18 protein-coding genes are annotated in these 21,094 nt (G+C 65.7%); 8 read left to right on the top strand and 10 right to left on the bottom strand.

What is annotated here, in order from left to right:
• Nucleotides 1-53: 53 nt before the first annotated feature.
• From ACRYLT_RS03895 to ACRYLT_RS03885, 3 genes are read right to left on the bottom strand one after another with little or no spacing between them, the layout of a single operon-like run.
• Entirely contained in the window at nt 54-1,376 is a 1,323-nt protein-coding gene (locus ACRYLT_RS03895; RefSeq protein ID WP_482662798.1) for a peptide MFS transporter, read from the bottom strand.
• The gene (locus ACRYLT_RS03890; protein ID WP_482662797.1) at nt 1,373-2,383 is read right to left on the bottom strand and encodes a dipeptide epimerase; all 1,011 of its coding nucleotides are present in this window, start codon (nt 2,381-2,383) and stop codon (nt 1,373-1,375) included. The genes ACRYLT_RS03895 and ACRYLT_RS03890 overlap by 4 nt, the downstream gene beginning before the upstream one ends.
• Nucleotides 2,383-4,386, bottom strand: a complete 2,004-nt coding sequence (locus ACRYLT_RS03885) for a serine hydrolase domain-containing protein (protein WP_482662796.1) — start codon at nt 4,384-4,386, stop codon at nt 2,383-2,385. Before ACRYLT_RS03885 ends, ACRYLT_RS03890 begins: the two co-directional genes overlap by 1 nt.
• A 143-nt stretch (nt 4,387-4,529) precedes the next feature.
• On the opposite strand from ACRYLT_RS03885, the gene ACRYLT_RS03880 reads away from it, so the two are divergent.
• Complete coding sequence (locus ACRYLT_RS03880) at nt 4,530-5,249, top strand: helix-turn-helix domain-containing protein (RefSeq protein ID WP_482662795.1); 720 nt, start codon at nt 4,530-4,532, stop codon at nt 5,247-5,249.
• A 52-nt stretch (nt 5,250-5,301) separates the two neighbouring features.
• Here the strand turns inward: ACRYLT_RS03880 and ACRYLT_RS03875 are convergent, their stop codons facing one another.
• Entirely contained in the window at nt 5,302-6,741 is a 1,440-nt protein-coding gene (locus ACRYLT_RS03875) for a family 43 glycosylhydrolase (RefSeq protein ID WP_482662794.1), read from the bottom strand.
• Nucleotides 6,742-6,822: 81 nt separating this feature from the next.
• On the opposite strand from ACRYLT_RS03875, the gene ACRYLT_RS03870 reads away from it, so the two are divergent.
• Genes ACRYLT_RS03870 through ACRYLT_RS03850 form a run of 5 tightly spaced genes read left to right on the top strand, consistent with a single transcriptional unit; the run spans nt 6,823 to nt 11,833 of the window.
• Nucleotides 6,823-7,662, top strand: coding sequence for a phytanoyl-CoA dioxygenase family protein (locus ACRYLT_RS03870; RefSeq protein WP_482662793.1), 840 nt, complete (start codon nt 6,823-6,825; stop codon nt 7,660-7,662).
• A gap of 52 nt (nt 7,663-7,714) precedes the next feature.
• Nucleotides 7,715-8,821 carry an ABC transporter ATP-binding protein gene (locus ACRYLT_RS03865; protein WP_482662792.1) on the top strand — a complete coding sequence of 369 codons (1,107 nt, stop codon included), beginning with the start codon at nt 7,715-7,717 and terminating at the stop codon, nt 8,819-8,821.
• Nucleotides 8,818-9,696: a carbohydrate ABC transporter permease gene (locus tag ACRYLT_RS03860; RefSeq protein WP_482662791.1), complete on the top strand. Its 879-nt coding sequence runs from the start codon at nt 8,818-8,820 to the stop codon at nt 9,694-9,696. The genes ACRYLT_RS03865 and ACRYLT_RS03860 overlap by 4 nt, the downstream gene beginning before the upstream one ends.
• Nucleotides 9,693-10,529 carry a carbohydrate ABC transporter permease gene (locus tag ACRYLT_RS03855; protein WP_482662790.1) on the top strand — a complete coding sequence of 279 codons (837 nt, stop codon included), beginning with the start codon at nt 9,693-9,695 and terminating at the stop codon, nt 10,527-10,529. The genes ACRYLT_RS03860 and ACRYLT_RS03855 overlap by 4 nt, the downstream gene beginning before the upstream one ends.
• Nucleotides 10,526-11,833 carry an ABC transporter substrate-binding protein gene (locus tag ACRYLT_RS03850; protein ID WP_482662789.1) on the top strand — a complete coding sequence of 436 codons (1,308 nt, stop codon included), beginning with the start codon at nt 10,526-10,528 and terminating at the stop codon, nt 11,831-11,833. Before ACRYLT_RS03855 ends, ACRYLT_RS03850 begins: the two co-directional genes overlap by 4 nt.
• 1 nt (nt 11,834) lies before the next feature.
• On the opposite strand, the gene ACRYLT_RS03845 is transcribed toward ACRYLT_RS03850, so the two are convergent.
• Nucleotides 11,835-12,563, bottom strand: coding sequence for a FadR/GntR family transcriptional regulator (locus tag ACRYLT_RS03845; protein WP_482662788.1), 729 nt, complete (start codon nt 12,561-12,563; stop codon nt 11,835-11,837).
• Nucleotides 12,564-12,793: 230 nt separating this feature from the next.
• On the opposite strand from ACRYLT_RS03845, the gene ACRYLT_RS03840 reads away from it, so the two are divergent.
• Nucleotides 12,794-15,529 carry a TonB-dependent receptor gene (locus tag ACRYLT_RS03840; RefSeq protein ID WP_482662787.1) on the top strand — a complete coding sequence of 912 codons (2,736 nt, stop codon included), beginning with the start codon at nt 12,794-12,796 and terminating at the stop codon, nt 15,527-15,529.
• 102 nt (nt 15,530-15,631) lie between these two features.
• On the opposite strand, the gene ACRYLT_RS03835 is transcribed toward ACRYLT_RS03840, so the two are convergent.
• From ACRYLT_RS03835 to ACRYLT_RS03825, 3 genes are all read right to left on the bottom strand, one after another.
• Nucleotides 15,632-15,820 (bottom strand): hypothetical protein, encoded by a 189-nt coding sequence (locus ACRYLT_RS03835; RefSeq protein WP_482662786.1) that lies wholly within the window; start codon nt 15,818-15,820, stop codon nt 15,632-15,634.
• Between the two features lie 23 nt (nt 15,821-15,843).
• Entirely contained in the window at nt 15,844-16,803 is a 960-nt protein-coding gene (locus tag ACRYLT_RS03830; protein ID WP_482662785.1) for a manganese catalase family protein, read from the bottom strand.
• Between the two features lie 155 nt (nt 16,804-16,958).
• A complete protein-coding gene (locus ACRYLT_RS03825; RefSeq protein ID WP_482662784.1) occupies nt 16,959-17,999 on the bottom strand; it encodes a glycoside hydrolase family 43 protein in 1,041 nt (346 codons plus the stop codon).
• 91 nt (nt 18,000-18,090) lie between these two features.
• On the opposite strand from ACRYLT_RS03825, the gene ACRYLT_RS03820 reads away from it, so the two are divergent.
• Complete coding sequence (locus tag ACRYLT_RS03820; protein ID WP_482662783.1) at nt 18,091-19,173, top strand: glycoside hydrolase family 43 protein; 1,083 nt, start codon at nt 18,091-18,093, stop codon at nt 19,171-19,173.
• Here the strand turns inward: ACRYLT_RS03820 and ACRYLT_RS03815 are convergent.
• Together ACRYLT_RS03815 and ACRYLT_RS03810 are read right to left on the bottom strand one after the other, a co-directional pair.
• Complete coding sequence (locus ACRYLT_RS03815; protein ID WP_482662782.1) at nt 19,170-19,766, bottom strand: winged helix-turn-helix domain-containing protein; 597 nt, start codon at nt 19,764-19,766, stop codon at nt 19,170-19,172. The two genes, ACRYLT_RS03820 and ACRYLT_RS03815, sit on opposite strands and share 4 nt — an antisense overlap.
• A gap of 68 nt (nt 19,767-19,834) precedes the next feature.
• Nucleotides 19,835-21,070, bottom strand: a complete 1,236-nt coding sequence (locus ACRYLT_RS03810) for an NAD(P)/FAD-dependent oxidoreductase (RefSeq protein ID WP_482662781.1) — start codon at nt 21,068-21,070, stop codon at nt 19,835-19,837.
• Nucleotides 21,071-21,094 lie beyond the last annotated feature (24 nt).

Genomic DNA, 21,094 nt, shown 5'->3' with positions numbered 1-21,094 from the left:
CTCCTGGATTCTTTTGTTCTGATAAGGACACTAATGTCCTAAACAGAAAAATGTCAAACCCGACTTTTCGGCTGAGCCTCGCCGCTCGGGCCGTGTCTGTCGCCAGCTTCCCCGATCACCCGTCGTGCGGGCCGGTCGAGCATCAGCAGGACTCCCGAAGCGATGGCGGCGATCGCCGCCAGGAGGAGGAAGAAGGCCGTCTGGCTGAGCAAGCTCCACAATCGGCCGACCTGTCCGGCCGCAAGGCTTCCAGCGAAGATGGCGAGGTACCAGGCGGCGACGGTGCTTGCGCCGAGCCTTGGCGGTGCGAGCCGGGCGAAGATGCCGAGGCCGTTCGGCAGGATGTAGAGCTCCCCCAGTGTGAAGACGACGAAGAAGGCGAGCAGCCAAAGCCAGCTGACCGGGCCATCGCCCGAAATCTGTTCGGCGGCGGCGCACAGGAGGTAGGCCAGGGAGACCAGAAGCGCGCCGGCCGCCATCTTCTGGATCGGCGAGCGCTCCCGTCCGCGGGCGGCCTGCCGCTTCCACCAGGCGAGCAGGACGGGCGTCACGGCGATGACCAGCAGCGGGTTCAGCGAGAAGAACCAGGTGGCCCTCAGCTCGAAGCCGCCGACGAGGCGGTCGACATCATCCCGCATCCACAGCGCGATGGTGTTGCCGATCTGCTCGTAGGCACCGCGGAAGATTGTCACCGCGAGGCCGATCCCGAGCAGCAGCAGGGCGGTTTCGCGCCCCGGCCGCCGCCGGGTCGGGGAGAGTGCCTCGGCTTCGACGGCGCGGGCTTCCCGCGGGAGATATTTTCCGCCTGCAAGATAGACGAGGAGTCCGAGCAGCATTCCGACACCGGCCGCGCCGAAGCCGTAATGCCAGCCGAATGTTTCCCCCAGTCCTCCGCACACCAGAGGCGCCAGGAAGGCGCCGAGATTCACGCCCACATAATAGACGTTGTACGCCCAGGGCCGACGCGGGTCACCCGCCTCGTAGAGGTCGTTGATCTGGCTGGGAAGCGTCGGCAGGAACAGGCCGTTGCCGAGCGCGATCGTTGCCAGCGCGAAGTAGAATGCAGGCTCGAAGGCCATCATGAAATGACCAGCGGCCATGATCGAGGCGCCGATGATCACGGCGCGACGCTTGCCGAGCCACCGGTCGGCGATCGTCCCGCCGATGATCGGGGTGAAATAGGCGAAGGCGGTGTAGAAGCCGTAGATCGTCGACGAAGCCTGCTGCTCCATCAGCAGCGTCGTCGTCATGTAGTAGACGAGCAGCGCGCGCATTCCGAAATAGGAAAACTGCTCCCACATGTTGGTCAGGAACAGGATGGTGAGTCCGCGCGGCTGTCCGAACCAGGTCGGCGCTCCGTCCGTTGTCCCGCTCACGCCGCCAGCCTGCCCGCTCCGCCCCAGACCTCTTCGCCGACCGAAATGAAGCCGTCGCGATAAACGGCGCCGGGGCTGCGGTCCCGGGCCAGGAAGGCCGGACCGTCCAGATCGACGAAATCGCACAGCTGGCCGAGCAGGAAGGCCGGCGCCATTGCGAGACTCGTCCCGACCATGTTGCCGACCATCACCTTGAGGCCGAGCCGGCGCGCTTCGGCGGCCATGCGAAGGCCCTCGGTGAGGCCGCCACACTTGTCGAGCTTGATGTTGACCACGTCGAAGCGGCCGACGAGGCTGCGAAGATCCGCGAGCGTGAGCGCGCTCTCGTCGGCCGCGATCGGGATCGGGGACCGATAGCCTTCGAGATCGGCTTCCTTCCCCCGGGCAAGCGGTTGCTCGAGCAGCGAGACTCGCGCCTGGACCAGCGCTTCGATGAGCCGGTCGAGTTCTTCGCGACGATAGCCCTGATTGGCATCGACCCCGAGCCAGGCCTCCGGCCGGGCTTCGCGCACCGCCTGGATCCTGGCGAGATCCGCTTCCATCTCACCGGTCAGCTTGAGCTTGATGGCCCGGGCATCGACGAGGCGACGGGCTGCGGCAGCGACACTTTCAGGGTCGTCCGCGCTGAGGGTGAAGGTGGTGACGAGCGGTTCTGGCGCCGACAGTCCGGCAAGCTGCCAGACCGGCCGCCCCGCCATCGCCGCCTCGAGTTCCCAAAGGGCGCAATCCAGCGCGTTGCGGGCACCGCCCGCGGGCATCAGCGCCTGCAGCTCCAACCGGCTGATCCCCGCTTCGACACTCTTCCGGGCGGCCTCGAGCCCAGCCAGCATTTGGCCGAGGTCGTCGCCGAGATAATAGACTCCCGAAGCTTCGCCGCGTCCCTCGTGGCGGCCCTCGCGGATCGTCACGAGGACCGCCTCCATATGCTCGAAGACGTAGCCGGAGATTCGGAATGGGAACTGCAGGCGGAGCTTTTCCGACCGCACGGCCAGGCTGCGGGCCGGCATCAGTAGTTCGCGCCGAAGCTCAGCAGGTTGAAGGCCACGCCTACCCAAACCACGATGATCGCCGCGAAGACCAGGGCCAGGCTCCAGACCTTCGCCTTCCAGCCCCGCCGGGCCCGCCAAACCAGCCAGGCGTCCCAAAGCATGACTCCCAGGCCACCCAGGAAGGCGATGAAGCTCAGGATCTGCAGGGCGTAGATGATCGGGTCGAAAGCGCCGCTGAGATTGTTGAAGTCAGTCATCATCGTGGCGATCGCCGCCGTCCAGCCGAGCAGGGTAAGCAGGATCAGCCAGGAGGCGCCGCGAACGAGCCGGTAGCTCATCAGCTCGCGCTTCTCGAGCGCCAGGCTCGCGCCGAACCGCCGCCGGACCAGCCATCGGACCGGCCAGAACAGGGCCGTGACCGCAAGGATGGCGAGCGCCAGCAGCAAGGCGGGAAGCAGCCAGGCGGAATCCCGGTGCCAGGGAGTGCGGTCGAACACCATGAAGGGCGAAATGGTGTCGAGGCTGAAGCGCACCACGCGTCCGTTCTCGACGACGGCCGCGAGCCGCTCGTGGCTGTCGGGATCGTCCCACACGAACGGCGCCACTTCGACCCAGCGACGCGGCTGGCCATTCAGGCCGAGCAGCAGGGGGACCACGGGACGGCCCTCCTTGTCCACGCCGATCTTCACTTGCCCGACCAGCTCGAGCACGTTCATGAAACTCGAAAAGGCGCCGCGCGAATTGGTATAGGTTCCGGCAAGCATTCGCGCATGTTCGGCAGATTGATCCGCCGGCACTCGGCGCGTGTCACTCGGACCGGGAAGATAGCGATCGGCGAACTGGTCGACGATCGCGGCCCTCAGCCCACCGACGGCGCCCTCGCGGCCGCCGGAGTTGAACGAGACGAAGATGCCGACATTGTCGTCCAGGAAGAGCTGGAGGTCGGAATGGAACCCGACCGTGTCGCCGCCGTGAGCGATGGCGCGACGGCCGTTGACGGTCGTTTCGTAGAACCCCAGCATCATCCGGTTGAGCGGGCCGACGCTCGGATGGGCGGTGGTGTGCATGAGCCGTGCCGTTTGCGGCCTCAGCAGGCCTGCGCCTTGATTGAGGTGCGCGATCATGAATTGCGCCATGTCGGCGCCGGTGGCGGCCAGGGAGCCGGCCGGGCGCGGCCCGACATATTCGTACCCCACCGGATCGCCGGAGCCGAGCCGATAGCCCTGTGCCATTCGCGGCCGAAGGTGCGGCGGCAGCGGCTGCCGAAAGGTCGAACTGCGCATCCCGAGCGGTGCGAAAATGTGCTGTTCGACATAGTCATCGAACGGCTGACCGGAAACCCGCTGGACGATGTAGCCGGCCAGGCTCGTGGCATAATTGGAATAGGCTGGGGTGGTTCCCGGAGCGAACACCCGTTCGGGCACCCACGCCTTCAGCAGCTCCTCGTAGGGCGGAGTCGTGTTGGGCTCGGTCGCCAGCAGATTCTTGAGCGTCTCCTCGAAGCCCGCTGTGTGGGTCATGATGTTGCGCAAGGTGACCGGCTGCCCGTCCCGCGGCGGGATCTCGAAATCGAGATAGCGGTTGATGTCGGCGTCGAGATCGAGCCGCCCCTGCTCGACGAGCTGCATCACCGCCGTCCAGGTGAACAGTTTCGAGACCGATCCCGGACGAAACAGGGTCCGCTCCGGGTCGACCGGGGTGCGCCGCTCGACATCGGCGAAGCCGAAGCCCCGTTGCGTGAGGACCTGGCCGTCCCGGACGATCACGATCACGCCGCCGGCAATGTCGCCGGTGCCGAGCGCATAGGGGATGAAGCCGTCAAGCCAGGCGTTCACGTCCTCCGCCGTGAGTTCGCGAGCGCCGGGCGTGGGTTGGCGCGGCTGGGTTGGGGGTGGAGCCGCGATTGTCGCGGTCGGTTCCGTTGGCACCACGGTGGGGCCGACCGGTTGTACCTGTTGAGCCGCCGCGGCGAGGCCGGCGAGCGCCATCAGCCCGATTGTCAGGAACTTCGCTGATCGCATCTCACCCCTCCCATGTTCACGATCGTTTGCCTCTCCGGCTCGGCCGGACTATTGTTTGAACAGGACGACGATCTATGTCTGATCAGGACATAATGATCCTGATCGGAAAAATGTCAAACATGAGATGAGGGGACTGCGATCGGATGACTTCGGAACAGCCCACCCTGGGCAAGCTGCTGAAGGGGCTCCGGGCCAGAAATGGCTGGACTCTGCGCGAAATGAGCGAGCGCAGCGGTATCCCGGTCTCGACCCTCTCCAAGGTCGAGCATGACCGGCTGACGCTCACCTACGACAAGCTCCAGCAGCTCAGCCAGCGGCTCGGGATGCGGATGTCGGAGCTTTTTGCCGAATCGCCGGAAGGCCCGGAGGCCGTGACCGCCCGGCGGAGCATCGGCCGGCTCGACCGGGCGATCCAGGTCACGACGCCCAATTACGACTATCACTATCTGTGCCCGGAACTGCGTCGCAAGCGGATGATTCCGATCATCACCAACATCCGTGCGAAGACGGTGGAGGAATTCGGGGATCTCGTCCGTCACCCGGGCGAGGAGTTCATCTTCGTGCTCGATGGCCGGATCGAGGTGCACACCGAATTCTACGATCCGGTCGTTCTCGAGAAGGGGGAGTCCATCTACCTCGATTCGAACATGGGCCATGCCTACGTCGTCGCGGACGGTTGCTCTGAAGCGACGGTGATCGGAATCTGCTCGAGCGCCGACGAGAGCCTGATGAACTCGCTGATGAACCTCCACGGACCCGAGGCCGTGGCCAACGATTCGGCGGGAGGCACCCGGACCCGGAATCTGGCATCCGATACCTCCCCTGGCGGTGCCGGGGGACGGCAGAAGCGGATCTCGCTCTAGCGCCGCAAAGGCGCGCCGCCGCCGACGGCGCCCATTCGATCCGCCTGGGCGTTCAGCTCAGTTCGGTGCCGGTTCGCTGGACCGGTGCCGGGAGCGGCGCCAGCTCGACCTGGTCGCGGGTGAAGTGAAGCTTGGTCGTCAGCAGGGCTCGGAAGGCGTTGTAGCCGCCGGTCTTCGGGAAGAAGGCGTGGAAGAAGAGCTGCGGTTCGCCGTCGAGCCCCGGCGCGACCGAAGCATGGCCCGGCGCCCACCAGCTCGGGGTCGTCTTCAGCAACGGCTCGGGCTGCTTGACATAGGGGCCGAGCGGATGGTCGGCGACGGCAACGCCGATGCCGTAAGCGGGCGTCCCGAAATCATTGCCGGCGTAGAAGATCCAGTAGCGCCCCTGCTGCCTGGTCACCCAGGGCCCCTCGATCAGATGGCCCTCCCAGTCGAGGTCGTTGGCCAGGACCAGCTTGTCCTCGCCGATCAGCTCTCCCGTTTCCGACATGCGCTGGGCATGAATCGGCGTGGTCATGGCGTCGACGATCGCCGACGCTTCGGGATAGTCGGCGAGCACCGTCTTCACGTGGCGCCAGCTGTCGAGCACCGCCTCGATCAGCGGCTGCATCAGGAAAAAGCGCTCCATCGGACGGCGCGCATTCGCCCAGGGCTGGATCGCCGCGGCGAAGGCGGCGGTGCGACGGTCCGGTTCTGCCGAAAAGAGCCGGTCGATCAGCTCCGGCCGTTGCCGCATCAGGCCGGCGAGAGGGCGCGGCCAGACTCCGTTCGTGTCGCGCTTCCAGAACAGATAGCGGGTGCCGTCCGAATCGATGAAGATGTGGGAATCGATCACTCCGCCGCTCAGCACGGGCTGGTCCGGATGATCGGGAAGGCCGGTCGTGTTGACGGCGTGTCCGCTCAGCAACGGCCGGCCGAGATCGCGCCACGGACCCAGCGGACTGTCGCTCTTGGCGAGGCCGATGGCGAGCGCGTTCGAACGCTGGCGCGCCGTATAGACGAGCCAATATTCGTCGCCGACCTTGGCCATCTCCGGTGCCCAGAAGTCGCCGATCCTGGTGCCGTGCGCGGTCCATTCGGGGGCATGGCCCTCGGGAAAGACGAATCCTTCGTGAGTCCAGGATTCCAGGTCGTAGGAGCGAAGGATCGGGAAAGCGTCGGGGGCATCGTTGGACGTCGCCGTCAGGATATAGCCCTCGTCCGTCTTGAGGACGGCGGGATCGCCATAGCCGGCCGTTGTTCGCGGGCTCAGATTCTCGACGATCAGTGGGCGCCAGTCGGGCTCGGTACCCTCGCTTGGCGCTGGTCCCTCATAGACATGGGGCGTGCGGGTCCCGAAATCCCTCGCAAGAGTCCGGAAGAACTCCAGATAGTCGTGATGTTCGCCCGTCGGGATCCGATACCGGCGGCTCTCGCCGTCCCGGGTTACGGTGAACTCGGTCGCAGCGCCGTCGGCAACGGCCTCGACATCGAAAGGTTGAGTCGCGGTCATGTCGGCGCGATTAGCCTCCTCGCCAAATGGTCGAAAGCAGGTTAGACCATATTTGTAATATAAATAGAATGGGAGGGCCTGATGGCAACCGCCCCCACGGTGGAGAGGACCGTGTACGAGCCCGCGGAGATCATGGGCGGCCTGTACGGCGATGGGATAATCGGCCTGAAGGGCGCCTTCAGCTGCGACTTCGCCGACCGGCTGAGGGAGGATGTCGAGCAACTTTTCGAGGAGGCCCGCCAGATACCCGGCGGAGCGCTCCCGCGCGGACCGGAGCGCTGGTACGTGGAAGTGCAGCCCGAGCGGATCCGGGGTTTCGTCGAGATCGCCACCCATCCCTGGTTCGTCGCCGTCTGCGAGGCGGTGCTCGGCCCGAACTACAGGATCGTCGAAGTCGGCTTCGACATTCCCTTTCCGGGTGCCGCCGATCAGCCGTGGCACCGCGACTTCGCCGTTCCGGAGGCAACCACCAAGGGCCGGAGGCTGAATTCGCTCGCCTTCAACCTGACGACGATCGACACCAGGCCGGAGCACGGCCCGTTCGAAGTCGCGCCTGGAACGCAATGGGATCAGTTCGAAGGCTGCCCCAAGGGCATGTTTCCGCCGAAGACGCTCTGGCCCCGTTATGTCGAACGAGCCGTCCAGAAGCTGCCGCAAAGAGGCGACATCTCGGCCCGTTCGGCGCTGACCATCCATCGGGGCACGGCCAACCGGTCGAACGAGGCGCGTCCGGTGGTTGTCGTCGGGGTCGATGCGCCGGACGCGACGAACGCCGCCCACCATGACCTGCAGGTCACGCGCACTTATGCCGAGACGCTTCCGGCGCGGGTGCTCGAACACCTCACCTATCGCCTCGTCGACAAGCTTGAACCGGTGGTCCAGCACCACGTCATCACCGGGCTGCTCGAGCCGGCCTATTGACGCTGATTGACGCCGCCCGACTGCTCCCGCACAGATGGAAACGAAAAGATAAATGCAGGATGCCCCGGTAAGCCTCGAGCTCAGCCATATTCGCAAGGCCTATGGGCGGACGCTCGTCCTCGACGACGTTTCGCTGACCATGGCGCCGCGGGAATTCATCGCCTTCCTGGGACCGTCGGGAAGCGGCAAGTCCACGCTTCTTCGGATCATCGCCGGCCTTGAAGGGCTCGATGGCGGTGAAGTGAAGCTGGACGGAGAGCGGATCGACCAGCTGCCGCCCGGGCGGCGCGGAGTCGCCATGGTGTTCCAGCATTATGCGCTCTACCCGCACATGACCGTGCGCGAGAATATGGCGTTCGGGCTGAAGAATGCCGGCGTGGCCGCGGACGAGATCGAGCGCCGCGTTCTGGAAGCGGCGCAGGTGCTCGAAATCGAGGAGCAGCTCGACAAGAAGCCCGGCCAGATGTCCGGCGGGCAGCGTCAACGGGTTGCGATCGGTCGAGCCATCGTCAAGCAGCCCCGGCTCTTCCTGCTCGACGAACCCTTGTCCAATCTCGATGCGGCGCTTCGGATGCGTACCCGCCTCGAGCTTGCCCAGCTGCGCCAGCGGGTCGATGCGGCGGTGATCATGGTCACTCACGACCAGGCCGAGGCGATGACTCTGGCGGACCGGATCGTCGTCATGAACGACCGCCGGATCCAGCAGATCGGCCCGCCGATGGAAATCTACAGCCGCCCCGCCAACACCTTCGTGGCGCGATTCGTCGGCTCGCCGGCAATGAACCTGCTGCCGGCGACGCTCGTCGACGGCGGATCGGCCCTGGCGTCCGTCAGGCTCGGCGACGGCGCCACCGTCGAAACCCGCGTTCCCCGCGCCGGTCTCCCCGCAGACGGGCTCCAGCTCGGGCTTCGGCCGGAAGCGGTTCGAGTCGCGGCGGACGGGGAGGGATCGACATCGGCAAAGGTCGTCCTGGTCGAGCGGCTCGGCGAGCGAACGCTCGTCTACGGGACGCTGTCGGACGGCGAGGCGATCACTGCCGAAGATACGGGCACCAGCCGGGTGAGGATCGGCGACACCGTGCCGCTGGCCATCGACGGTCGATCCGCGCATCTGTTCGGGCCGGACGGAAGCGGCCACCATTCGGAGGAGGGGCGGTGAGGGCCGGCGGCCGTTCGCGTGACCTGGGCGGCTTCCTCTATGTCGGACCCTTCCTTTTCCTCTATGTCGTCGTCCTGATCTATCCGCTGCTGCTCGGCATCGGCATCAGCTTCCACAAGGCCGACCTGTTCGGGGCCCGCCAGTGGGTGGGGTTCGACAATTATGGCCGGCTCCTCGCCGATCCGGTCTTTCATCAGGCACTGATCAACACCTTCAAGGTGGCCTTGCTGATCGTTCCGCCGCTGACGATCATCGCCCTGCTCCTGGCGCTGGCGCTCAACAGCGCTTCACGCACGGCAGCGGTGTTTCGCGGGATCTTCTTTTCTTCCTCGGTCCTTTCGGTGACCATCGTCACCCTGATCTGGCGCTTCATCCTGACGCCCGATGCCGGACTGGTCGCGGAGATCCTCACCGCCCTCGGCCATGAGCCGGTGCCGTTCCTCAGCGATCCGGATCTCGCCATCCCCTCGCTTGCGATCGCCACCATCTGGTGGTCGCTCGGCTTCCCGATCATGCTGTTCCTTGCCGGGCTCCAGCAGATCCCCAGGGACATGTACGAAGCCGCCGCGCTTGACGGCGCCGGTCGCTGGACCACCTTCTGGCGGATCACCTTGCCCTCGCTCCGGCGGACGTTGATCCTCGTCATCATGCTGCAGACGGCGGCTCAGCTGCAGCTCTTCGGTCAGGCGCAGCTTCTCACCGCCGGCGGGCCCAGCGGAGCGTCGCGAACGGTCGTCCTGTTCATCTACGAAGTGTCGTTCGGCCGGTGGGAGCTCGGCTATGCCGTGGCGGCGGCGGAACTGCTGTTCCTGCTCATTCTGACGGTGACCCTGTTCCAATATTGGGCCGTCACCCGGAAGGAGTCGGAGCGATGAGTTCCCGTTCGTCGAGCGATCGACTGTCGCTGCCGGCGCTGGTCGGAGTCACGATCGGCGCAGCGATCATGCTGACTCCGCTGCTGTGGACGCTGCTGCTGTCGTTCAAGAGCAATTCGGAACTGATGCGCGACAGCGCAACCGCCTTCTCGGCTCCGTACACGCTCGAAAATTATCGGGCGATCCTGGTCGGCTCGTCCGTCACTCGCTGGCTTCTCAACAGCCTGATCGTGTCGCTCGGAACGACGGTCGGAGTGCTGGTGCTGTGCTCGCTTGCGGGCTTCGGCTTCGCTCGGCTCGACTTCCCGTTCCGCCGGACCCTGTTCGTGTTCGTGCTGCTCGGCCTGGCCATTCCCGAGCAGGCGGTGATCCTGCCGCGTCACCAGTTCTTTGCCGACCTTGGCCTTCACAACAGCTATCCAGGACTGATCCTGCCCGGTCTGACCGGCTCCTTCGGAGTCTTCTTCATGACCCAATATTTCCGCGCCATCCCGCGCGACCTGGACGAGGCGGCGATGCTGGACGGGGCATCGCGGTTCACTCTGTTCTGGAAGGTGCTTCTGCCGCTGACCATCCCCGCCCAGGCCACTCTCGGCGTGTTCACCTTTCTCGCGGCGTGGAACGATTATTGGTGGCCGCTCATCTCGGCGACGACGAGCGAGATGTTCACGCTTACCGTCGGTCTCGCCTCGGCCCAGATGAACTATGCCCAGACGAGCGGGCTCGGCTTCCTGATGGCGCAGGCGGTGTTCGCCTCCATTCCGATCCTGATCGTCTACATCATCTTCCAGAAGCAGATCGTTCGGGCGATGGCCGGGGCGGCGGTTCGATGAAGCGGATCTTCTTGCTGTTCCTCGCCGCGCTCTCGCTCGCCGGCTGCGGCGACAGCGACGGCAGAACCGAGATCGTCGTCCAGCGCTTCTTCGGCGAGTGCGGCGCGCTCTACGGCCAGAGCACCGACGTTCGCGCCGCCGAGGGCGAATGCGGCATCCTCACCACCCTCATCAACAAGTTCCAGGCGGAAAATCCGGATATCCGCCTTCGGGTGAACGTGGTCGCCTGGCCAGGATATCCGCAGCTGTCGGCGCAGATCGCCGCGGGTGATCCGCCGGACCTCGTCACCATGCACCAGTCGGTCATCTCGGACTATCAGGGCAGGGGCCTGCTGGAGCCGATGGACCCCTTGCTTCGCGAGGCCGGGTTCGGTCCGGAGACGTTCACCGAGGCCGGGCGGGCTGGAGTGATCAAGGAGGGCAGGGCCTATGGCATGCCCTGGGATACGATCGGCCGCCTCTGGCATATCAACACCGGCCTGATGCGCCAGGCCGGGCTGATGGACGGCGATCGTCCGATCCTTCCCGATTCGCCGCAGGAGCTTCTTCAGCACGCGCGCCGCTTCAGGGAGGCGACCGGAAAGCCCTATCTCATCCAGGCCCAGGTCAATGCCCCCGATTATTTCGTCGCCAATCTCTACACCTATCTGCTTGCCCAGGACGCCGTCATCTTCCCCGACGAGCGGCACATCCGGATCAACACGCCCCAGGCGCGCGAAATCGTCGAACTCTACAGGCAGTTGAACGCCGAAGGGCTCACCACCCGCAACCAGGATTTCCCGGCCGCCACGGCGGCGTTCATGAACGGCGACGGCGGGATCTTTCCGACCGGCACCTGGATGATCGGGCCTTATGACGAAGAGGCGGCGAAGCCGGGGCGGCCGCTCAGCCAGGGTTATGCCGTGCTTCCATTCCCGCGGCTCTGGGGCCGGGAGGCCGCATTCGTCGACGGCCATGCCTGGGTCATGCCGAGTGCCGAGCGATCGGCTCGGGAAAGGGAGGCCATCGCCCGCTTCCTTCGCTTCCTCGCGCGCCACAATTATGAATGGACCCGCACCGGCCACCTGCCGGCCTTCGAAGCGGTGCTTCGGATGCCGCAGTTTCGCGCCCTGCCTCATCGAAGTGACATTGCGGCGATGGCGGCGACCGGCAGGCAATTGCCCGATTACGTCCAGCGCCAGTCGGCGATCCAGGGCCTGATCGGTGAGGAGCTTGAGGCGGCGGTGACCGGGATCAAGCCGGTAGAACAAGCGCTCGCCGACGCCGAGCGGCGGGTCAACGAACTGCTTGGGCAGGCGCTCTAGCTCAGCTTCTGGAGCCGGCCTCGTCGATCAGGACCATGACGTCGGCGATCAGCTCCGTCATGGTTGCCCGTGCGGCATCGGGTTCATGGCCAAGAATGGCGGCAAGAACGGCATGATGTTGGGGAAGGCTGGCGGTCCGGCCCTTGAAGCGGTTGGTGAACCGGATCGAGGTTCTCAGCGCCGTTTCCACGACGTCGCGAAACTGCATGTAAAAAGGGTTGGCTGACGCCTGCATGATGGCGATGTGGAAGGCGATGTCCGCTTCCAGCGGATCGTCGTTGCCGCTCTCGGCGGCTTGCATCCGCGCATAGCCGTCTTTGATCGCGCCGAGCCCGGCCTCGTCGGCCGCACGTGCCGCCAGCGCAGCGGCGGCCGGCTCGATCGCGATCCGCAGTTCGGTGAACTGGCGCAGGAGTTCGAGCGAGAATTTGCGCTCGAGCAGCCAGCGGAGCACGTCGGCATCGAACAGGTTCCAGCTCGACGAGGGCTGGACGCTCGTGCCCTTGCGCGGGCGGGCCGTGAGCAGCCCCTTGGCGGTGAGCATCTTCACGGCCTCGCGAGTGACGGACCGGCTTACCGAATGCTCGCGGGCGAGTTCCGCCTCGGTTGGGAAGGGGCGCCCGTCATAGTGGCCGGTGACGATCGCTCGTCCAAGGCTGTCGAGCAGGGCATAAGTCAGATTGCGGCCCGTTCCGCTGGAAGGCTGCAGCTCCGACCGCTCACTCGCCACTTGCCGTCCTCTCCCTCGATCGGCCTCTTTTCTATCCGATCAATCACAGTTCGGGTCTCGGTGAAAGAGGCCTTCTCCCCTCAGGCGCCTCCGCTCCGAAGCGGTGTGCCGCCGACGACACGGCTGTAGGATAAATCATATAAATGGCTTGTCACCCCGCTCGTGCCAGACCTATAACGACCGGATAAAAAGCCGCCTTGGGCGGTCGATAAACATGGGGAGGATCGCTGATGCGCTCGAGAACTCTTGTCCGCTGTTCGGCTTCCGTTGCGGCTCTGGCTCTCGCCGCCGCGTCACCGGCTCTTGCCCAGTCGGGCACCGCCACTCAGGACAGCGCCGCTCAGCAGCAGGGCGCCGCCGGCGGCGAGACGGCTCAGACCGGTCCCGCTGAACCGACGCAGCTCGCCCAGGCCGAAGAGGGAATCGTCGTCACCGGCATTCGGCGCAGCCTCCGGTCCGCCGAGAATATCCGCCGAAACTCCGAGCAGATCGTCGACGCGATCGTGGCCGAGGATATTGGCAAGCTGCCCGACCTGAATACCGCTCAGACGGCGGCCCGAATTCCGGGCGTGCAGGTCTACCGCCAGGGCGGCGAAGCTCAGAACGTGCTCGTCCGCGGTCTCCCGAATTTCACCACCACCTACAATGGCCGCGAGATCTTCACCGCGGAAACGCGGATCGTCGCGCTTCAGGACTTCCCCTCGTCCAACATCGCCGCTCTCGAAGTGTTCAAGACCTCGTCGGCGGACCTGGTGGAGCCGGGTCTTGCCGGCCTCGTGAACGTCCGCTCGCGCCGTCCCTTCGACTTCACCGACGGCCAGATCGCCGGCTCGGTCTGGGGGCTCTACACCCGCCAGGGCGACGACATCACGCCGAACTTCAACCTGCTCGCGACCGATCGCTGGGACGTCGGCGACGGCGAGTTCGGCCTGCTGCTCAACGTTTCGCGGACGGAAATGCGCTATCTGGACGCGGAAATCTCCAACACCGATTTCCTCCAGACTTTCCGCCGGGAAGGCGACACGCTGGTCGCCGATCCGGCGAACGGGCAGGCGGCGCGGTTTCCCGACATTCAGCGCCTCTTCTACCGTTCCGGCCGCCGGATCCGGCCGTCGGTCAACGCCGTTGCCCAATATCGGCCGAACCCCGACCTGGAATTCTATGCGGAATTCTTGTGGCAGGGCTTCCGCAACAAGATCGACGACCGGCTGCTCGCGGCCGAACTGTTCAACGGCGCCAGCTTCTCGTCGCTCCAGTTCCGCGAGGGCACGAACCTGGCGACGGCCGGTACCGTGACGGCCCCGCCGGGCTCGCTCTTCTCCTTCCAGGGCGGGACCTACAACCGCACCAACACCTACCAGTTCGCCGGCGGAACCAGGATCACCCGCGACCGGCTCAGTCTGGTTATCGACATCGCCCGGACCACCTCGACCTTCAGGGGCTCGACCGAGTCCGTCGATCGCCGCTGGACCGGCGCTCCGACGATCAACTTCAACACCAGCGCGCCGCGATTCGAGATTACCGGGATCGACTTCAGCGACCCGTCCGAACAGTTTTTCGACGGCCTCTATGAAGAAAATCAGAAATCGGCCGGCGATGACTGGCAGCTCCGCGCCGACGCCGAATATGAGTTCGGCGGACCGCTTCTGAGGAGCATCGAATTCGGAGTCCGCTACACCGACCGCGACGCAGAGCGCCGCTTCGGCAACCGGTTCGCAAGGCCGCCGGGGGTGGTGAATGCCTCCCAGTTGCCGCTGGACTTCGAAGTCTTCAACGGCGTCAATTTCGGTGGAACCACCGTTTGGGCGGCTCCGACCTATTCGAGCATCCGGCGAAATGTCGAGGAGCTTCGGCAGCTGGTCGGGTTCAGCACCAGCCCGGTCGAAGACTTCCTTCTCTACACGGCTGACGAGCGCAATCTCGCCGGATATGGACAGCTCAACCTCGGCACCGGGGACACGGACGGCACCCTCGGCCTGCGGGTGACCCGGGTCGAGACTCGGGTTGCCGGGCCTCAGCCGACCGGCATTCCGGAAATCGACGAAGGCAGCGAGCAGACGTCGGTGCTTCCGAACGCGAGCATCCGCTCGCGCGTCAGCCGGATCGTTCAGCTTCGAGCCGCGGTCTCGAAGACACGTACCTTGCCCAACTTCGCCGACCTCAATCCGGCTCTCGTCCTGGGGCCGCCCCCTCCTGGCGGTGTCGGGACGCCCAGCGATCCTCGCCGAGGGTCGGGCGGCAATCCATTCCTGAGGCCGTTCACCTCATGGAATTTCGATGCCGCGGCGGAATTCTATTTCCCCGGCAACGGCTTCGCCTCGATCACCGCCTTCCATCGGGAGCTCAGGGGCTTCATCCAGCAGTCGACCTTCCGGGTCGACGATCCCAATCTCGGAGTCGTCGAGATCACCGGTCCGGTCAACACCGGCAAGGGCCGGATCAGCGGTGTCGAGCTGCAGGGTCAGGTCTTCGCCGATTTCGACTGGGTTCCGGAATGGGCGCGCGGCTTCGGGGTTCAGGCGAACCTCACCTATCTCGATGCCGAGACCGAGCAGCCGGACGGCCAGGGCGGCCTTTCCTTCCAGCCGATTACCGACCAGCTGAACGGCGTCTCCAAGTGGAACTACAATCTCGTCGGCATCTATGAGCGCTACGGCCTGGCCGTGCGCCTCACCTATAATGGCCGTTCCAGGTATCGCGCGACGCAGCAGTTCCGGGGCGGCGGCGAGTTCACCGACGTCTATACCGAATGGGCGCGCCCGGCGGACCGGCTGGACCTGTCGATCAACTATGACCTCAGCGACCGGTTCACCATCTTCGGGGACTGGACGAACATCACCCGCACCACCTTCCGGCAGGATTTCACGTCGGCCCGAAACGGCGCGCCGCTGGCAGAGTTCATCCGCTACCGCCGCTACGACGAAAGCACCCTGTCGCTCGGCGTGCGATTCAATTTCGGCGGATAAGCGGCCCCGAAATCGGATCGGGCGGCTGACGACGTCCCGTCCGGCCTCCTGCTCCGGGCGCGGCGAATGCAGGCCGTAGCGGATCCGCCGATCGGGCCTAGATCAGGCCGGAAGGCCGCGCGCCGGATCGGCGGTGGCCCTGACGTTGGCCTGGCCGCCACCGCTCCGATAGGTGACGGCGCCGATCCTGCGCATGGCCATTCGGGCCCTGGGCAGGATCTTCGGCAGCCACATTCCGGCGACGATCCCCGCCGCGATCAGGCCGCCCCAGATCGGATATTCCCTGCGCATCCTTCTCTCCGTTCCCAAGGGCCTCAACTCGGCGCAAGCGCATCCGCCTCGCGGGCGGCGGCGTGGATGTCTGCGGCGCCGCCCTTGTCGCCGGCACCGGTCCTGCCCGCGCCTGGTCCGGCACCGAGATCGGCACCGGTCGTCGGGTCGGATTTGGGGTCGGACTTCAGCCGCGACATCATCTTCGTGAGCGCCGCCGTGTCGCTTGGCCCGAGCTTGACGCTCGCCGACCCATCGCCGCCTTCGTCTGCCGGAAGCACTTCGTTGAGGTCGTCGACGACCTGCCATTGATCGCCGCTGTTCCAGGGGCCGCTCATGTCGCCCTCGCCCTGGGAAGCGTTGACATACATGTTAGCGTATCGCTCCACTCCGGGAAGCTTTCCGGGCGGGAAATTGTCCTCGATCGCATACAGCGCCTTCTCGAACGACTTCTGGTGAGCGATCTCGCGCGTCATCAGAAAGCCCAGCGCTTCCTTGATCCCGGGATCGTCGGTGATCGCGATCAGCCGCTCGTAGACGATCTTCGCCCGGCTTTCGGCCGCAATGTTGGATCGCAGATCCACCGTCGGTTCGCCCCGGCTGTCGATATAGTCGGCGTTCCACGGAATGCCGGCGGAATCGATCAGGCCGACGCTGCCGCCGAACAGGATCGATTCCTTGACGCTCGTTCCGCTCGATCCGACCATCTGGTAAAGTTCGGCCTCGGCGAGCTGCTGCTCCGTCAGCTGGGCCCGGGCGCCCTTGTTCAACATCGCGATGATGGACCCGATCACCTCGAGATGGCTGAGCTCCTCGGTGGCGATGTCGAGCAGCATGTCCTTCCGCCCGGGATCCTCTTCGGTGAGGCCCTGGGTGAAGTAGCGCATCGCTGCCGCCAGTTCGCCGTCAGCGCCGCCGAACTGCTCCAGCAGCATGCAGGCCAGCTTGGGGTTCGGCTCCGACACTCGAACAGTATATTGAAGTCGCTTGTTGTGCATGAACATTTGCCGGTCCTCGCCTGGGTTGAGGACAAAGCAAAGAATCAGGCCGATTATCGTTCCTGTCGTTCCGGCTCCGGCCCGCAGCATTATGGCTGGACCGGATCAATTCATCGGCAGCCCGTGAAATTTCCGTCAGGCGGGCCTGGCGCCGCCGGGTTTCAGCCTCGCTCCCCCCGCCCGGCGGGACGAAGGCTGGTTCCGATCTGCGGCGTTCCGTCGCGCCAGAACAGGGGGGCGATGTACATGTAGCGGCCAAGCTGCGCCCTTCGGCAGCCGGAGGCGGCGCCGTGCGCGTGAAAGACGATATACTGGCGCCCCCCGGCTTCGAATATGGCCTGGTGCCCCGGGCCGCTCAGGCAACCCGCCTCGCGGTCATTGTAGCTGTAAAGGATGGGGTTCTCGGGCGCATCCGTGCAGGGACCCATCGGCCCCTCGCAGCGGGCATAGCCCATCGCATAGGGAGAAAGCCGCTGATGCTCCTCCCATCCGAAATGGTTCGCCGAGAAGAAGAGCACATAGCGGTCGCCCTGCCGGACCATCGTCGGCGATTCGATGACATGGGCTTCCCATTCCTTGTCGTTGCGAAGCAGAGCCACCGGCTCGCCGGTCAGCGAGAGGCCGTCCGGCGACAGGCGCTGAACGAAGATGTCGGTCGGTCGGCGGAAGTCGGGATGGTTACCGTCATTCTTGTAATAGAGGTAGAGCTGGCCGTCCGAATCGCGAAAGGCGGTCGGATCGATCGTTCCCCCGATTTCGCGCTGGCAGACGAGGGGCTCGCTCGAATCGCTGGTGAACGGCCCGAACGGGCTGTCGGCCGTCGCCACTCCGACGCACTGAAGCTCGCTTCGGCGCTCCTTGGCCGTGAAGTAGATGATATAGCGGCCGTCGTGGCGGATCACTTCCGGCGCCCAGGTCCAGCCTTCGCGCGCCCAGGGCGGAAGGTTCGGCATCGCATCATGCAGCCGGGAACCATCGCGAACGAAGTCCCAGTCGACGAGATTGCGCGAACGGGCCATCTGCACGTTCGCACGCCCCCCTTCGGGGTTGGTCGCATAAGCGAGATATTCGCCATCGTTCGGAAGGATGAAGGGATCGGGGAAATTCGTGCTGAACACCGGCACGAAGGGGTGGGGCTGCCGGGCCGAAGCCGGGCCAAGAAGGGTGAGGGCGGCGACCAGGGCCAGGACGAGTTTACGCACAGCTTTCCTTCCGAAGGCGCGCCGCGACGGCTGCCACAATGAACCTGAACCGGCTATTATCATATAAATCAGCGCACGAAAGGAGCGTGACATGCGCGCCCTCATCCTCCTGGTCGCCGGAACCTTCGCGCTCGCCGGCTGCGCCACGCCGGCGGCCCTGTCCGAGCTTTCCGCCACCTACGGCAATCCGGTGCTCGACAGCGACTTTCCCGACCCGGCAGTGCTTCGCGCCGCCGACGGCTATTTCTACGCTTATGCCACGCAGGGGCGGCATGACGGACGAATGCTCAACGTCCAGGTCGCTCGCTCTTCGGACCTGGTGAACTGGGAGCGGCTTGGCGACGCCTTGCCCGCAAAGCCGGCCTGGGCCAGCCGGACCCAGGATTTCTGGGCTCCCCACGTCTCCGAGCATGAGGGGCGCTATTATCTCTATTACTCGGCCAGGCCCGACGAGGCCCTGACCGATCCCGGCCGCGGCCTTTGTCTCGCGGTAGCCACCGCCGACCGGCCCGAAGGACCCTTCACCGACATCGGCCGCCCGCTCCAGTGCGGCGAAGGCTTCGTCAACATCGATCCGATGGCCTATGACGACCCTGCCACAGGCCGGCAATGGCTCTACTGGGGCTCGGGCTTCGGCCCGATAAAGGTTCGGGAACTCGGCCCCGACCGTGTGTCGTTCGCGCCGGGAAGCCAGGCGATCGATCTCATTCCGGCGGCAGGCGGGGACGATCCCGCCAACTACCAGCGTCTCGTCGAAGGCGCCTGGGTCATCCTTCGCGACGGCTGGTACTATCTCTTCTATTCAGGGGACAATTGCTGTGGCCCGAACGCCCATTATGCGGTGATGGTCGCCCGGTCCCGAAGCGCGACGGGACCTTACGAGACGCTTCAGCAGGCCGCTGGTGAACCGAGCAGCGTGATTCTCGAGGCGCGGGACCGATGGCTCGCTCCCGGACACAATTCGGTGGTCGAGGACGATTCCGGCCAGCACTGGATGCTTTATCATGCGGTGGACACCCGCCAGCCGCGGAGCCTTCCGGCCGACGACGTCAACACGCGCCGGGTCATGCTGCTCGACAGGATGGAATGGCGGGGCGGCTGGCCCCGGATCGCGGCCGGCGGTCCGTCGTCCGGGACCCGGGACGCTCCGTCCGTCCGAACCCCGCAGCGTTAGTCGCGCGATTCGACCTTCCTGTCCTTCGCGTCCGCTCCGGCCTCCGCCGCCGGGGCAAGCTCGAGCACCCAGCCCTGGCCGCGCACGGCAATGATCGACGCGTCGGTGCAGCCGGCATTTTTCAGCTTCTGCCGGATCCTCAGGATGAACATGTCGATCACGGTATCGGTATGGTCGTGATCGGCCCCGTAGAGATGGTGGAGCAAGGCGGCGCGGGAAACGGGCGCGGGCATCTGCTCCCAGAGCAGCTCGAGCACCTTATATTCGCTTTCCGTCAGCGGAATCCGGCGCCGGCCGATCCTTGCCGTCCGGCCGGCGGGATCCATCCGGAAGTGATAGCGCGCCTCGCCAAGGCCTTCGGCGCTACTCAGCTTCTGGACCACCGCGGCGACCAGCCGGTCATGATGGCGAGCGAGGATGGACTCGAGACGATCGTCGATCGAGACGCTCTCCGCGGACTGCCGAAGCGTCGTCACCGCCATCTCGAGCAGGGTCGCTGCCAGGCCGGCCTCCTTCTGGATGCCGTTCAGCCGCTCGCCGCAGGCTTCCAGGGTGGCGATCAGGTCGCGATGGGCATCGTCATTGTCAGCCATGGCGCGCAAGCATGACGAAGGGGAGTGAATGACCGGTAAAGGCCCTTGTTCGGTCGCCCGCGCCGGGCTCAGAACCGCTCGATCGCAAAGGGAGTCAGGTCGAGCTCCGGCGGCTCCCCGGCGACCAGGGCGGCGATCGCTTCGCCGGTGGCGGCCGACAGGGTGAGGCCGAGATGCTGGTGGCCGAAGGCGTAGTGGAGCGAGGGCATTCGCCGGCTTCGTCCGATCGCCGGCAGATAATCGGGCAAAGTCGGCCGGGCCCCCATCCATCTGACCGGCTCGGCAAAGGCGATTCCCAGCGCCTCGAGATGGCCGCTCAACCGCGCCCATTTTCGCGGGTCGGCACCGCGCTCGGCGCGGCCGAACTCGAACAGACCGGCGGCCCGAAGACCGGAGCGAAAGCGGGTGACGATCATCGCCCGCTCCTCGAAGACGACCGGCGGAAGATCGATCGGCCAGTCGCTATGTGCCGCCTGCAGATGATAGCCGCGCTCGGCGATCAGGGGGACTCGATAGCCGAGCGGAGCAAGCAGGCTGGCCGACTCAACGCCTGCTGCGACGACGACCTGGCGGGAACGGAGTCGTTCGCCATTGTCGAGTCGGACCTCGATCTCGCCGCCCTCCTCGCTCAGGCTCGACGCCGAGGCGCGGAGAAATTTTCCGCCCTGCCGTTCGAAGCCCTGGCCGAGGGCGCCCGCCAGCGCGTCGAGATCGGCGATCTGGGCGCTTCCGGAAAAGCGCAGGCCGCCCGCCAGCTTCACGCTCAGGCGTTCGGCGAGCCTCGCCAGTTCATCGGCGCTCGCCTCCCGAAAGGTCACCGTCCCCGTGTCGGTCTCGCTCCAGCGCCGTCGTCCCGCTTCGGCCGCCCGGACGCTCTCCCAGACCACATAATGGCCGTTCTCGATCAGGAGGTCGGGGGAGCCGAGCCGAGCGAGCTGCCGCTTCCAGGCCGGGATCGCGCTGGCCATCAACCCCGTCAAGGCGGCCTTGCCGGCGGCAAAGCGGCGGGGTCCGGAGCAAGCGAGGAAGCGAAGGGCGAAGGGCAGCCAGGCGCCGATCTCCGCCAGCGGCAGCGATACCGGACCGCCTCGCCAGTAGAGCTGGGCCGGCAAAGCGCGCAGCGTTGCCAGCGAAGCCAGGGGCTCGACCTGTTCAACCGCGACGTGGCCGGCATTGCCGACCGACGCGGCACGGGTGGAGCAGGGGTCGACCAGGACGACTCCGAGCCCGCGATCCTGAAGGCTCAACGCGCAGTTCATCCCGATCACCCCGCCGCCGATTACGATCGCATCGCGGGCTGACATTGCCGAGTTCATATCGTATACGAT

The organism is Sphingosinicella sp. SM1-17, from assembly GCF_056821765.1.
This window is presented reverse-complemented; position numbering and strand designations above follow the sequence as displayed.